Annotated in this window: 14 protein-coding genes; 10 read left to right on the forward strand and 4 right to left on the reverse strand. The window is 68.6% G+C overall.

Annotated features, from left to right (window positions below; translation table 11 throughout):
• The first annotated feature begins 13 nt into the window (after positions 1-13).
• Genes V2S85_RS18645 through V2S85_RS18680 form a run of 8 tightly spaced genes read left to right on the forward strand, consistent with a single transcriptional unit; the run spans position 14 to position 7,597 of the window.
• A complete protein-coding gene (locus V2S85_RS18645; RefSeq protein WP_330704345.1) occupies positions 14-859 on the forward strand; it encodes an alpha/beta hydrolase in 846 nt (281 codons plus the stop codon).
• The gene (locus V2S85_RS18650; RefSeq protein WP_330704346.1) at positions 856-1,419 is read left to right on the forward strand and encodes a hypothetical protein; all 564 of its coding nucleotides are present in this window, start codon (positions 856-858) and stop codon (positions 1,417-1,419) included. The genes V2S85_RS18645 and V2S85_RS18650 overlap by 4 nt, the downstream gene beginning before the upstream one ends.
• Positions 1,420-1,474: 55 nt before the next feature.
• On the forward strand, positions 1,475-2,218 hold the full coding sequence (locus V2S85_RS18655) for an arylmalonate decarboxylase (RefSeq protein WP_330704347.1): 744 nt from the start codon (positions 1,475-1,477) through the stop codon (positions 2,216-2,218).
• A gap of 1 nt (position 2,219) precedes the next feature.
• Entirely contained in the window at positions 2,220-3,413 is a 1,194-nt protein-coding gene (locus tag V2S85_RS18660; protein ID WP_330704348.1) for an NAD(P)/FAD-dependent oxidoreductase, read from the forward strand.
• Positions 3,410-4,258, forward strand: a complete 849-nt coding sequence (locus V2S85_RS18665; protein WP_330704349.1) for a phytanoyl-CoA dioxygenase family protein — start codon at positions 3,410-3,412, stop codon at positions 4,256-4,258. Before V2S85_RS18660 ends, V2S85_RS18665 begins: the two co-directional genes overlap by 4 nt.
• Before the next feature lie 5 nt (positions 4,259-4,263).
• On the forward strand, positions 4,264-4,932 hold the full coding sequence (locus V2S85_RS18670) for an LLM class flavin-dependent oxidoreductase (RefSeq protein WP_330704350.1): 669 nt from the start codon (positions 4,264-4,266) through the stop codon (positions 4,930-4,932).
• Positions 4,932-6,134, forward strand: a complete 1,203-nt coding sequence (locus V2S85_RS18675) for an LLM class flavin-dependent oxidoreductase (protein WP_330704351.1) — start codon at positions 4,932-4,934, stop codon at positions 6,132-6,134. The genes V2S85_RS18670 and V2S85_RS18675 overlap by 1 nt, the downstream gene beginning before the upstream one ends.
• Before the next feature lie 14 nt (positions 6,135-6,148).
• Entirely contained in the window at positions 6,149-7,597 is a 1,449-nt protein-coding gene (locus V2S85_RS18680; RefSeq protein ID WP_330704352.1) for an aldehyde dehydrogenase family protein, read from the forward strand.
• A 172-nt stretch (positions 7,598-7,769) separates the two neighbouring features.
• Here V2S85_RS18680 and V2S85_RS18685 read toward each other — a convergent pair whose 3' ends face one another.
• The 3 genes from V2S85_RS18685 to V2S85_RS18695 form a co-directional block, all read right to left on the reverse strand.
• Positions 7,770-8,600 (reverse strand): IclR family transcriptional regulator, encoded by an 831-nt coding sequence (locus V2S85_RS18685; RefSeq protein ID WP_330704353.1) that lies wholly within the window; start codon positions 8,598-8,600, stop codon positions 7,770-7,772.
• A gap of 250 nt (positions 8,601-8,850) precedes the next feature.
• Positions 8,851-9,666 carry a CoA ester lyase gene (locus V2S85_RS18690; RefSeq protein ID WP_330704354.1) on the reverse strand — a complete coding sequence of 272 codons (816 nt, stop codon included), beginning with the start codon at positions 9,664-9,666 and terminating at the stop codon, positions 8,851-8,853.
• Positions 9,663-10,766: a CaiB/BaiF CoA-transferase family protein gene (locus V2S85_RS18695; protein WP_330704355.1), complete on the reverse strand. Its 1,104-nt coding sequence runs from the start codon at positions 10,764-10,766 to the stop codon at positions 9,663-9,665. The genes V2S85_RS18690 and V2S85_RS18695 overlap by 4 nt, the downstream gene beginning before the upstream one ends.
• Before the next feature lie 228 nt (positions 10,767-10,994).
• Here V2S85_RS18695 and V2S85_RS18700 point away from each other — a divergent pair, with 228 nt between their 5' ends.
• Complete coding sequence (locus tag V2S85_RS18700) at positions 10,995-11,663, forward strand: TetR/AcrR family transcriptional regulator (protein WP_330704356.1); 669 nt, start codon at positions 10,995-10,997, stop codon at positions 11,661-11,663.
• Between the two features lie 45 nt (positions 11,664-11,708).
• Here V2S85_RS18700 and V2S85_RS18705 read toward each other — a convergent pair whose 3' ends face one another.
• Positions 11,709-12,515: an SDR family oxidoreductase gene (locus V2S85_RS18705; RefSeq protein ID WP_330704357.1), complete on the reverse strand. Its 807-nt coding sequence runs from the start codon at positions 12,513-12,515 to the stop codon at positions 11,709-11,711.
• 242 nt (positions 12,516-12,757) lie between these two features.
• On the opposite strand from V2S85_RS18705, the gene V2S85_RS18710 reads away from it, so the two are divergent.
• Complete coding sequence (locus V2S85_RS18710; RefSeq protein WP_330704358.1) at positions 12,758-13,285, forward strand: VOC family protein; 528 nt, start codon at positions 12,758-12,760, stop codon at positions 13,283-13,285.
• The last annotated feature ends 15 nt before the right edge of the window (positions 13,286-13,300 follow it).

Raw genomic sequence — 13,300 nt, forward strand, 5'->3', positions numbered from 1 at the left:
GAAAAGATCCGTCATGGAAGAGCCAACGATCACGACCCTGCGACGCCGGCGTGCAAGCGCTGCGTCCCGCCTCGCCACCGTCGATCGCACCGATGTGCACTGGATCGACGAAGGACGCCAGATGCGCCTGCCACCGATCTTGATGCTCAGCGCGCAATGGTTGGGGGCCGAGCATTTCGCCGCCTTCGCCGCGCCGCTGGCGCATCATACCCGCGTGGTACGGCTCGACCTGCCGGGGCACGGGCTGAGCGGACCGTTCGGGCCGGACGGCGCCCATTCCGCCCAGGGCTACGCGCGGCTGGTGCGGGCGTTCCTAGCCCATGCCGGGCTGGCGGGCTGCGTGGTGCTCGGCCAGTCGCACAGCGGCATTCCGGCGGCGCTGCTGGCGGCCGATCCCGCGGCAGGGCTGCGCGGCCTCGTCCTCGCCACCAGCAGCGGCATGCCGCGCGACCGGGCCGCCGCGGCGAAGCCGGTGCCGACGACGCAGCCCGAAGGCGCGCCGGGCTGGTACGAGGAGCGCCTGCGCCCGCTGCTGCACCGTGCCGATCCCGCGCTGTTCGCGCCGGGCGCCCACGCCTATGGCGAACTGCCCGGCCGCGCCGGGGAAGCGGCCGAGCGCCTGCGCCTGTTCGATCCCGCGCTGTTCGCGCGCACCCTGCCGCAGGTCGCGGTGCCGACGCGGGTGCTGTGGTCCGATGGCTCGACCTACCTGCCCGCCGCCATGGCCGAGGCCTGCGCCGCCCTGCTGCCGGGCTGCCGGGGTTGCACCGTCATCCCCGATACCGGCCACCTGCTGCTTGCCGATGCCCCGCAAGAGGCGGCAGACCTGACCCTCGCTTTCCTGGAGACCCTGGCGTGACCCGCTTCCCCCCGATCCCCGACGCCGCCCTGAACGAAGACCAGCGCCGGATGAGCGCGAAGGCCTCGCACACCGGCCCCTACCCCGCGTTCCTGCGCGCGCCGCTGTTGTGGGAAGCGCTGCAGCATGTGCGCATCCACCTCGCGCAGCATTCGCTGCTGGATGCGCCCTTGCGCGAGGTGGCGATGCTGGCGACGGCGCGGCACTGGCGCTGCACCTCCGCCTTCGCCAGCCATCGCGGCCTCGCGCTGAAGGCCGGGCTGGACGAGGCGACCATCGCCGCGCTCGCCGGCGAAGCGCAAGCCGAAGACCTTGACGGCCGCCGCGCCGCCGCCCTCGCCGTCACCCGCGCCCTGCTGCGCGAAGGCGGCATCGACGATTCGCTCCATGCCGATGCGCTCGCCGCACTGGGAGAGCAGGCGCTGGTCGAACTGGTCGGCCTGATCGGCTTCTTCACCACCATCTGCCTGACCATCAACCTTGCCGGCGTATCGGCCGAGGCCCCCTTCGCGGGGGCGCCGGGTACCTATTCGGCTAGCGGGCATAATCCAATCGACTGAGGCAGTGCCCCCGCCGCCCGGCCATTACCAGAGGCCATCCGCTACGGGGGAAAGCATGGTAGATTGTCTTGGCTGGCGGGGCATCGTCGGCATCGTGATGCCGTCGACGAACACTTCGGTCCAGCCCGAGTGCGAGGCCCTGAGGCCGCGCGGCGTAACCAACCAGATCGCGCGGATCTCGATCCCCGAACGCAAGATCACGTCCGAGGACGCCTTCGCCGAGCATGTCGAGGCGATGCGTTCCGGGATCGGTCCGGCTGTGGATCAGGTGATGACCTGCGCGCCGAACCATCTCATCATGGGCGTGGCGCTCGAAGCCTTCTGGGGCGGCGTCGCCAAGGCCGAGGAGCTGCGCCTCTCGCTGGAGGAACGCGCTGGAGTGGGCGTGTCGATGGGCTCGGAAAGCCTGCTCGCCGCGCTCGCCTGCTTCAAGGTGAAGCGTATCGCGGTGCTCACCCCGCATCAGCCGCGCGGCGACAAGGTGGTGTCCGACTACCTCGAGGAAGCGGGGCACACCGTAGTGCGGCTCAAGGGCCTCAAGTGCCCGACCCCGCGCATGATCGCCCACACCACCGAAGCCGAAGTGCGCGAAGCCTATCGCGAACTCGACGGCGACGACGTCGACGCGATCGTCCAGGTCGGCACCAACCTCGCCGGCATGGCCGTCTCCGCCGAGGCCGAACGTTGGCTCGGCAAGCCGGTCCTCTCGATGAATGCCCTCACCTACTGGAACGCGCTGCGCCGGATGGGGATCGAGGACAAGTTCCACGGCTACGGCCGCCTGCTCGAAGAGTTCTGACATGACCCGCCCTACCGTCATCATCGCGGGCGCCGGCCCGTCGGGCATGTGCGCCGCCCTGTTCCTCGTCGAGCGCCACGGCATTCCCGTGCTCGTCATCGAACGCTCCACCGGCGACGCCACCGACCCCCGCGCCGCCACCTTCCACCCACCGACGCTGGAGATGCTGGCGCCCTCGGGCGTCACCCAGATGCTCATGGACGAAGGCATCGTCGCCGCAAAATGGCAGCGCCGCGACCGCAAGGAAGGTCTCGTCGCCGAATTCGACCTTGGCGTGCTGGAGAACGACACCACTTTCCCGTTCCGCCTGCAGTGCGAACAGCACAAGCTGGTCAACATCATCCGCCGCAAGCTGGCGGGCAATCCGCTGTTCGAATTGCGTCAGGGCGAGGAGATCACCGCACTGGACCAGGACGAGAGCGGCGTCACCGTCACCACCGACAAGGGCAGCTACACGGCCCAGTGGCTCGTCGGCGCCGACGGCGGCCGGTCGATCGTGCGCAAGTCGCGCGACTTCGCCTTCGAGGGGTTCACTTACGCCGAACGCTTCCTCGTCATCACCACCGACTTCGATTTCGAGGCCGAGGGCTACGCCTTCTCCAACTACGTCTCGGACCCGAAGGAATGGTGCGCGGTGTTCAAGGTGCCCGCCGAAGGCCCGCCCGGCCTGTGGCGCACCGTGTTCCCGACGAAGCCGGAGGAGGACGAGGCCGAACTGACCGATTTCGCCAACTGCCGCGCCCGCATGGAAGCCTTCATCGGCGCGGGCCGCGACTTCGACGTCGTCCACACCAACCTCTACACGGTGAACCAGCGCGTCGCCTCGTCCTTCCGCGACGGGCGCATCCTGCTGGCGGGCGATGCGGCGCATCTCAACAATCCGCTCGGAGGCATGGGCATGAACTTCGGCATCCACGACGCCGAGAACCTCGCCCGTTCGCTGGCCGAGTGGCACGAGACGGGCGAGGACGCCCCGCTCGACCGCTACGACCGCCAGCGCCGCTTCGCCGCGCAGGCGGTGCTGCAGTCGATGACGATCGCCAACAAGGAATCGCTCGAACAAAGCGACGCCGAGGCCGCCGCCGCCGAGCGCGCGAATTTCCGCCGCCTTGCCGGCGATCCGGTTGCGGCGCGCGCCTATCTGCTCAAGACTGCGATGATCGAAGGCTTCAACAAGGCGAACTCCATCCCATGACCACGCTCGACGCGCCCTCGCCCTTGCGTGACGCCTGCCTCGCCATGACCGGGCCGGAGCGCATCCGGCAACTGGAGACCGAAGGCTTCGTGGTCATCGGCGGGGCGCTGTCGCCCGAAGAGATCGCCGCGCTCAAGGCCGAGTACGAGACGCTGCCGATGCGGCCCTCGTTCTTCACCGACAAGCCCGCCTTCGCGCAAGTTCCGCCGCATACGCACGGTCCGGAGACGGCCAGGCTGATCGGCAACCCCAGGGTGCTGCCCTTCGCCCGCGAACTGATGGGCGACGATCTGGTATTCATGCACAGCTTCTACATCCTCAGCCATCCGGGCGCGCCGGAGTTGGAATACCACACCGACTTCCAGCCCTTCGGCTCGACTTATTCGCAGTGGCTGGAAAGCTGTCCGCTGCGGCTGCGCGTGCTCTATTACCTCGACGATACCGGCACCGACCGCTCGGCGCTCAAGATCATCCCGCGCTCGCACATCTGCTGGCATTCGGACGCGCAGCCCTATCGCCGCTACAAGGACCACCCTGATGCGGTGACCCTGCCGCTGAAGGCCGGGGACGCCTTCGTCTTCGCGACGCGGCTGTTCCACGGCGTCGGCCCGAACACCACCGAGCAGACGCGCGGAATGATCGAGATCGACTACCGCCCCGCCTGGGCGCGGCCTTACGGCCCGGTGCCCAACTGGACGCCCGAGCAACTGAAGCATGTACCCGAAGAACTGATGCCGATGGTCGCGGACCGCAACCGCACCGATTTCGCGTGGGAATTCGACACCAAGCGCCAGGCCGTCGATATCGCCGCGCCGGGCCTATCGCCCGCGCGCTGGGAGAATTGAAAGCCATGAATTCGCCTGCCCGCACCGTGGTCGTTCCCGCCGACTTGCGCAGTGCCACGCTCCAGCGCTGGATCGAGACGATCGAGCAGTTCGACGGCGCCGGCTGGCCGCTGGTCCTCGTCGGCAACTGCGACCGCGCCGACCCGCTCGACGGCCTCGCCATGGCCGCGTTCTGCGCCGCGCGCACCAATCGCATCGGCCTGTGCGCGGTCGTCGAGGCCGACACCGTCGAGCCCTTCACGCTGGCACGCGGCCTCGCCACGCTCGACTTCATGAGCAAGGGCCGCGCCGCGTGGCGGATCGCGCCGGGATCGAACCCCGAACGCAGCCTCGAACTGATCGAGACGGTGCGCAAGCTGCTGACCAGCTGGGATGCCGACGCGCTCGTCGCCGATGTCGAGGGCGGTGTCCTTTCCAACCCCGACCGGGTGCGCGCGATCGCCCACGAAGGCGCGTGGTTCCAGGTCGAAGGCCCGCTCAACGTGCCCCGCCCGCCGCAGGGCAGCGTGCCCCTGGTCGCCTTTGCCGACGAGGGCGCCATCGCCAGGGCGGCCGACCTGATCCTCCACGAAGGCACCTGCTGGGAAGTCGGGCTGGAGCAACTGCCGCCGCCGCCCCTGCCCGCCGCCGCCGCGCTCGAAGCGCCATTCCCAGTCGGGCTGGGGCAGGACTGATGAGTCAGCGCAACATTGCCCTCGGCCTGTTCCTGATGGGGCACGGCCACAATGTCGGTTCCTGGCGCTCGTCCGAAACGCCCGGCGCCGACCTGACTTTGCTCGATTATTACCGCGACCTCGCGCTCACCGCCGAGCGCGGCAAGCTCGACATGATCTTCTTTGCCGAAATCCTCTATTCCTACGAGTTGAACGGCCGCCACGAAGGCGCGCTGGCGTTCCCGACGCTCGACCCCTTCGTGCTGATCCCCGCGCTGGCGGCGGTAACCGAGAAGATCGGCTTCGTCGGCACCTACTCGACCACTTACACCGACCCGCGCGCCACCGCGCTGAAACTCGCCACCATCGACCGGCTGAGCGGCGGGCGCGGGGGCTGGAACATCGTCACCACCGGCGCCGACCGCGCGGCGGCGAACTTCTCCACCCGCGAGCACCCCGGCAAGGAGGAGCGCTACGAACGCGCCACCGGCTATGTCGGGCAAGTGCGCGAGTTCTGGCAATCGCTTCCCGAACTGCCGCAGGGCGAGCCGGTGCGCGTGCAGGCGGGCATGTCGCCTGCGGGCAAGGACTTCGCCGCACGCATCGCCGAGGTCATGTTCACCATCGCCTCCGACCGCGACAAGGCGGTCGCCTTTCGCAACGAACTGCGCGGCATGCTCGCCGCCGTCGGCCGCGATCCGGCGGGCGTGCGGATCATGCCCGGCATCGCCCCGATCCTCGGCGGCACCGAGGCGGAGGCGAAGGCCAACGAGGCGCGCTATCTCGAACTGCTCCACCCGCGCATCCAGCTGGCGATGCTGGGCGACCAGTTCGGCATGGACTTCTCCGGCTATGCGATGGACAAGCCGCTGCCGATGGACGACATCCGCCAGGCGCCGCGCGTGCTGAGCGGCATGCGCGATCCCGAGCGGCTGATCGGTACCGACGGCGAAGTCCCGACGCTCGGTGAGTACCTGCGCCGACAGGCCCGCGTGCGCGCGCACCATTCGTTCGTCGGCACGCCCGAACAGCTTGCCGACATGATCGACGACTGGTCCGCCATGGGTGCCTGCGACGGGTTCAACCTGATGTTCCCGGTCCAGTCCGAGGGCCTCGCCGCCTTCGTCGACGAAGTCTCGCCGATCCTGCGCCAGCGGGGCCTCGTGCGGGAGGACTACGAAGATACCACGCTGCGCGGCCACCTCGGCCTCGCGCGGCCCTGACAAGGAAGACTGCAATGCGTTACGGTGATCGCCCCCAGATCATTGGCCAGATGCTCATCGGCGGCGAGCTGACTTACGGCTCGGGCGAGTGGATCACCTGCACCGATCCCTCCACCGAGGAAGTCATCGGCCGCGCCCCCGCGGGCACCGCCGAGGATGTCGCACGCGCGGTGGAAGCGGCGCGTCAGGCGCAGAAGACATGGGGCCAGACCTCGATCTGGGAGCGCCGCGACATGCTGCGCGCCCTCGCCGCCGCCGTGCGCGCGCGGGCCGGGGAAGTCGTCGCGATCGAGGCTGCCGACAGCGGCAACACCATCCGCAACCTCGGCAACGACATGTTCAAGTCGGCCAACCAGTTCGAATACTTCGCGGGGCTGATTTCCGAGATCAAGGGCGATACCTTCGCCGCGCTCTCGCCGAACATGCACATGACGCTGCGGGTGCCCTACGGCGTCGTCGGGCGGATCGTGCCGTTCAACCACCCCTTCATGTTCGCCACCGCCAGCTGCGCCGCCCCTCTGGCCGCGGGCAACTGCGTGGTGCTCAAGACGCCCGAGACCAGCCCGCTCTCGGCCGCGATCTTCGCCGAGATTTGCGCCGAAGTGCTGCCGGCGGGCGTCGTCAACATCGTCTCGGGCTATGGCCTGCCGGTGGGCGACGCCATCGCGCGGCATCCCGACGTGCGGCGCATCGGCTTCACCGGCTCGGTCGCCACCGGCCTCGCGATCCAGCGCGCCGCCGCCGAAGCGACGGTCAAGCACGTCACTCTCGAACTCGGCGGCAAGAACCCCTTGGTGGTGTTCCCCGACGCCGATGCCGACAAGGCCGCCGACGCCGCCATCGCCGGCATGAACTTCGCCTGGGCCGGGCAGAGCTGCGGCTCGACCGCGCGGGTGCTGGTGCATGAAAGCCTGAAGGACAAGGTCACCGCCCGCCTTGCCGAGCGCATGGCCGCGATCCGCGTCGGCGATGCCAGCGATCCGGCCTCGGACATGGGCCCGCTCAATTCCGCCCCGCACCGCGACCGCGTGCGGGCGATGATCGAGGCGGGCAAGGGCGAGGCGCGCGTGGCCTTCGGCGGCGGTGTGCCCGAGGGCCTCGACAAGGGCTGGTTCGTCGAGCCGACCCTCTTCGCCGACGTGCCGGACGGCGCCACGATCGCGCGCGAGGAAGTGTTCGGCCCGGTCATGACCGTGCAGGGCTGGACCGACGAGGCGGCGATGATCGAGACCGCCAACGCCACTCCCTACGGGCTCACCGCCAGCGTCTGGACGCAGGACATCTCCGCCGCGCTGCGCACCGCCCGCGCGATCGAGAGCGGGGTGACGCACATCAACGGATCGCGCATGCACTACGTCGGCGCGCCGTTCGGCGGTGTGAAGAACTCCGGCATCGGCGGCGAGGAATGCCTGGACGAGCTGCTGAGCTATACCGAAGTACGCTCGCTCCACATCACGATCTGAAAGACCGGGACCGCTGGCAGCAAAAGGTCGTTGCCAGCGGCGGAGCGCCCAGTGGTCAGCGCGCGCCTATACCATCTTTCGTCATTGCGAGCGAAGCGAAGCAACCCAGGGCGGCGTAGTGCCGCCCTGGGTTGCTTCGCTTCGCTCGCAATGACGATTCAAGGTTAAATGATCACACCCCTGCGCGCAGTTCCATCGCCGCGCGCGCCGCCACCGGCGCCGCCTCATGTTGCCCGGCCAGCTTCGCGGTGATCGCCTGCGCCGCCTTCTTGAGATCGGGCACATAGCGCTCCACCGCCGTCTCCTGCTTCATCGAGACCGAGAAGAACACCAGCGTCAGCGCCGCGCAGACTTCGCCCTCGCTGAAGATCGGCACCGCGATCGACGAAGTCCGCCCCGGCGTGTTGGTGAACTGGTTGTAGCCGCGCAGCACATAGCCCTGCTCGCGCACTTGCGCCGCGAAGCCCGGTTCACGCAGGCGCATCAGCGTGTGCTGGTCGGGCGCGAGGTCGAAGTTCTCCGAAGCGTCGAGCCAGCTGGCCCGCTGCTCCTCGTCGCTGAACGCCAGCATGACGTGGCCCGAGGCGCACTCCACCAGCGGGAAGCTGGCGCCGGGCTGGTAATTGGTCAGCGCCATCGGCGAGAGCGCATGGGTACAGTCGCGCACGAGGATGTGCTGCCCCACCCGCGTGGTCAGCGACACCGGCCAGAAGTGCCTGGCAGTGAGCCCCTCAAGCTCCTGCCGCGCGAGGCCGACGAGATCGGAATGATCCTGATAACCATGCGACAGCGCATTCACCATCGCGGTCGGGCGGTAGTACTTGCGGGTCGGTTCCCGCTCCAGCATGCCTTCCTCCTGCAATGTATGCACGATACGGCAGGCGGTGGGATAAGGGATGCCGACCGCATTGGCGATCTGCATCATCGACATCGCGCCCTGCTGGTTGACCGCGCGCAGCACGGCCAGGGCGCGGCCGATAGAACGAATGTGTGCTCCTTCCACTTCGAATGCTCCCCGATTGGCTTTCTGATCCCGATCAATGACGCGATGGTTTCATCACAACGTCACAATCCTGAGCCGTGAAACAGGCTTGTTCGCCTGCCGATCAACCGTGGTCAGGATGCGTGCGGGACAACCGCGTTGCAAGTCAGGATTTCGCAATCGCAACATAAGCTTGCCCGCAGGTTTCCGCGCCTCGATGCCAATTTTGCAACCTCACGAAGACGCGTCCGGCACGGCACGCCGCAATGCGTCACACCGAACGCGACTCGCCGAGCGATGCCCCGGACGCCCGCCGCAGAAGCGCGCGGGCACGCATGCGGACGGGTTCGTCGACCATCGCCCCGTCCACCGCGACCGCCCCGCCTCCGCTTTCCAGCACGCGGCGCGCCCATGCGATCTCGCGTGGCTCGGGCGCCATGCCCTCCAGGACCGGCGGCACTTGCGCGGGATGGATCGCGAGCTTCCCGCCGAACCCCAGCGCGCGCGCATAAGCAGCATCCTCGCGAGCAAGCGCCGCATCGCGCACATCCAGCGTGACCCCGTCGAGCGGCGCACCGATCCCGCCGAGACGCGAGGCGAGCACGACCTCGCCGCGCGCCGCCAGCAAAGCTTCGCGCGTGTGCGCACAGCCGAGGTCGGCAACGTAGTCCACCGTCCCCAGCGCCAGAACCGCTGCGCGCCCATGCATGGCGATGTCGCGCACCGAGGCGATACCCCGGACGGTCTCGACCAGTGCGATCACCGGCAGTTGCCGGGCCAGGGCGGCGACCTCGCCGACATCCTCCGCCTTGGGCAGCATGATCGCGGCAGGGCGAAGCCGCATCACCGCAGCCATGTCCTCGGCGTGCCAGGGCGTGTCGAGCGCATTGACCCGCACGATCACCGGCAGGCTGGTGAAAGCGGTGTCCAACGCCGCGCGCGCCGCCGCCTTGCGCTCCGGCGGGACCGCATCCTCGAGGTCGAGGATCACCGCATCCGCGCCGCTCGCGGCGGCCTTGGCGAAACGCTCGGGCCGGTCGGCGGGAACGAACAGCGGTGCCACCGGGATCGCGAAGCCACCGCTCATGCCGGTACTTCGCCCAGCGCTGGGACCGCGCCGTAATGCCGCTCGCCACCCATCAGCACCGGCGCGGGCGCGGGGTAGGACACCGGACCGGCGGGCGTCGCCACCTCGATCCGGCGCAGCAGCGGATGCGCGGAGAGCGCCGCCATGTCGCTGACCCCCGCGAACGCGGCGTCGGCGCGCTCCAGCCGCACGCGAGCCTCGGCTTCGTCCAGCGCGGCGAAGGCCGCGGCCACCAGCGCATCAGTCTCTGCCCGGTTGGCGACACGTGCGAGGTTGGTGGCAAAGCGTGGATCCGCCGCCAGCGCCGCATCGCCGAGGAACTCGGCTGCGAACTTCGTCCATTCGCGGTCGCTCTGGATCGATACCAGCAGCGGCGTCCCCTCACGCGTGGCAAAGACCCCGTAAGGCGCGATCGAAGGGTGAGCGAGGCCGAGCCGTCGGGGCGGCCTGCCGCCTTCGTGATGGAGCAGCGGCACCGTCAGCCAGTCGGCCATCACATCGAACATGGCGATGCGGATATCGGCGCCGCGCCCGTCGATACCGCGCCCGATGAGCGCCTCCAGGATCGCCGCGTGCGCGGTCGCCCCGGTGGCGATGTCGACGACCGAAATGCCTACCCGCGCCGGCTCGTCCGGCCCGCCGGTGATCGAGGCGAGCCCCGATTCGGCCTGTACCAGCAAGTCATAGGCCTTGCGGCCAGCCATCGGTCCGGTTTCGCCATAGCCGCTGATCGAACAGGCAATCAGGCGCGGGTTGGCGCGGCACAATTCGGCCGGGTCGAAGCCCAGTCGTGCCAGCGCCCCGGGCTTGAGGTTCTGGACCAGCACGTCCGCCCCCTCGATCAGCCCGGCTAGTTCGACCTTGCCGGCCGCCGTCGCCATGTCGATCACGCGGGACTGCTTGCCCCGGTTGAGCCAGACGAAATAACTGCTACCCCCCTTCGCGACATCGTCATAGCCGCGCGCGAAGTCGCCTTCGGGGCGTTCGACCTTGATGACCGTAGCGCCCGCATCGGCAAGACGCGAGGTGCAGAACGGCGCCGCCACCGCCTGCTCGATGGCGACGACGACGAGCCCCGCAAGCGGCAGCCCCATGCTCATGCGCCGGCTCGCGGGGCGGGAAAGGACGATGGGTAGCGGGTCTTCATGGGCATGCCTGGCTCCTCGGACAAGGACCGGGACGTTGACGCCATGGGTACGTGCCGTGAACACCGCCCGGCCGTCTTGACCGCGATGCGAGCAGCGCCGCGATGCGGTTTCCTGTTGCCCCCATTCTCCCGAGCATGCAGGAGGATAGCCCGCACCACCCGTCCCCCAAGGGAGCCCAGTTTGGCCGTCAGCCCCGCCCGCAAGCGCACCGAGCGCGCGCCCGCCCGCACCTCGACCCGCAAGTCTCCGGCGGAAGGCGGTCCCACCCGCCAATCCCTGAAGAGCGCGCAGACCCGGGGACGGTTGATCGAGGCGACCATCCAGTGCCTCGTCAAGGTCGGCTATGCGGGCACCACGACGCCGCTGGTGGCGACCGAGGCCGGCCTCTCGCGCGGGGCGATGCTCCATCACTTCGAGAACAGCGCCACGCTCATCCGGTCCACCATCGTCGAACTGCACGAAAGGCGCCTGCGCGCCTTCCGCCGCTCCTCGGAGACGACCGAGCACGAACCGGCGACGATGGTGAACGCGTACTGGAAGCAGGTGCAGAAGCCTGCCTTCGTCGCCTTCCACGAACTCGCGATGGCGGCCCGGACCGACGCGGAACTCGCGCAGATCATGCGCCCGCTGCAGGTCGAATACCGCGAGCGCTTCAATGCCGAGGCGATCGCCCTGTTCCCCGAGTGGCAGTCCGCGCCCGAACAGTTCGCGCAGGCGATGGCGCTGTCGCAGACGCTGATCGAGGGCATGGCCACCAACCTGATGACCGGCGCGCTCGACGAGGCGATGGTGCCCACGCTGCTCAAGCTGCTGGAAGACAAGATCCGCGCGATGCGCCCTGCCGGCTAGGTCAACTTGGTCAAACCTCGATGGCGACATTCATGAGTTCACGCCCTAGATCCCGCGCTTGCCTTCCGCGTCGAAGTAGCTTGCCGCGCGCGCATAGTAATCCGAGGCGAGGCGGCATTCGACCAGGCCCGCGTCCACCGCGATGACCTGCCCGGTCACGTTGATCGCATCGTCGCTGGCGAGATAGGCGAAGGCGGCGGCCACTTCGTCCCCCTCGACCACGCGGCGCAGCGGGTTGCGCGCCTCGGCGGACTTGCGCATCGCGGCGGCATCGCCGTAGGCCAGTTCGGTCATGCGGGTCGGCACGTTGCCGGGGGCGATCGCATTCACGCGGATGCCGTCCGCCGCCAGTTCCGAAGCGACCGAGCGGGTCAGCCCAACAACCGCATGCTTGGCGGCGGTATAGGCATGCGGCCCCAGCGGCGCGATCCCGGCGGCGCTGGAAGTGGAAAGGATCGCACCCGCTCCGTGCGGTCGCATCACCCGAGCGGCGTGCTTCATTCCGTAGAACACGCTGTCCAGCAGCACCGCCAGCGTATCGCGCCAGCTCTGCGCGGCGATCTCTTCCACCCGGCCCACGGCGCCGAGCTGGCCCGCGTTGTTGACCATGCAGTCCAGCCGGCCGTGGAGCGCCACCGCACGGTCCACCAGCGCCGCGACATCGCCCTCGCAAGTAACGTCGCAAGGCAGGAATGCGGCGTCCAGTTCCTGCGCCAGCGCCTGTCCGGCCTCCTCGCGAATATCACCCAGCACCAGCCGCGCACCTTCGCGGGCGAAGCGGCGCGCGGTCGCCTCGCCAAGGCCGCCGGAAGCGCCCGTGATGACCGTCACCCTGCCTTCGAGGCGCCGCATTTCCGTCTCCAATTTAGATTCATTTGTGAATGTTTTATATGTCATGAAACGAAAGATGCAATGCCCACCAACCGAGTCATGGTGAGCAACCATGCGCCATTACCATCCTAAATTCTAATGATATTCGCGCACATCGCACCTCCGGCAGGCAAGCTTCAATCAGTCATATTTACAGTCTTGACTGATTGTTTTTATCATCCGACAACATGCCATCGGTCGCGCACGACGGCGGTGAGAGGTTCATGAGCAGGCTTTACGGCAAGGCCATCCAGGCAGGCTATCTCGTCCCGGCGCTGGAACCGGCGATGAGGTTCTGGACGCGGCATCTCGGCATCGGCCCGTTCTTCGTCATGCCTGCCCCGCAGTTCGCCTGGCTGCGCAATCACGGCCGCGACGCCGAGCGCACCGACATCATCTCGCAGGTCGCGCTGGCGCAGAGCGGCGAGGTCCAGATCGAACTGATCGTGCCGGGAGAAGCCCCCTCCACCTACCGCGATTTCCTGAGCGCGGGCGGGCGCGGGCTGCACCACCTCGGCATGGCGAGCGAGGATTTCGAGGCCCAGCGCGAAGCCGCGCTGGCCGCCGGCCTGACCATCGCCACCGAGGGCGCCTCGCAGCGCACCCGCTTCGCCTACCTCCAGCCGCCGCCCGAAGCACCCGGCCCGATCGTCGAACTGATCGACATGGTGCCGGTGATGCAGGACATCTTCGCCCGGGTCCGCGCTGCCTCGCAAGGGTGGGATGGCCGCGATCCCGTCCGCCACTTCTGAACCCGGAGCCTCGAC

It is taken from the genome of Novosphingobium resinovorum, assembly GCF_036352595.1.
Lineage (GTDB): Bacteria > Pseudomonadota > Alphaproteobacteria > Sphingomonadales > Sphingomonadaceae > Novosphingobium > Novosphingobium resinovorum_B.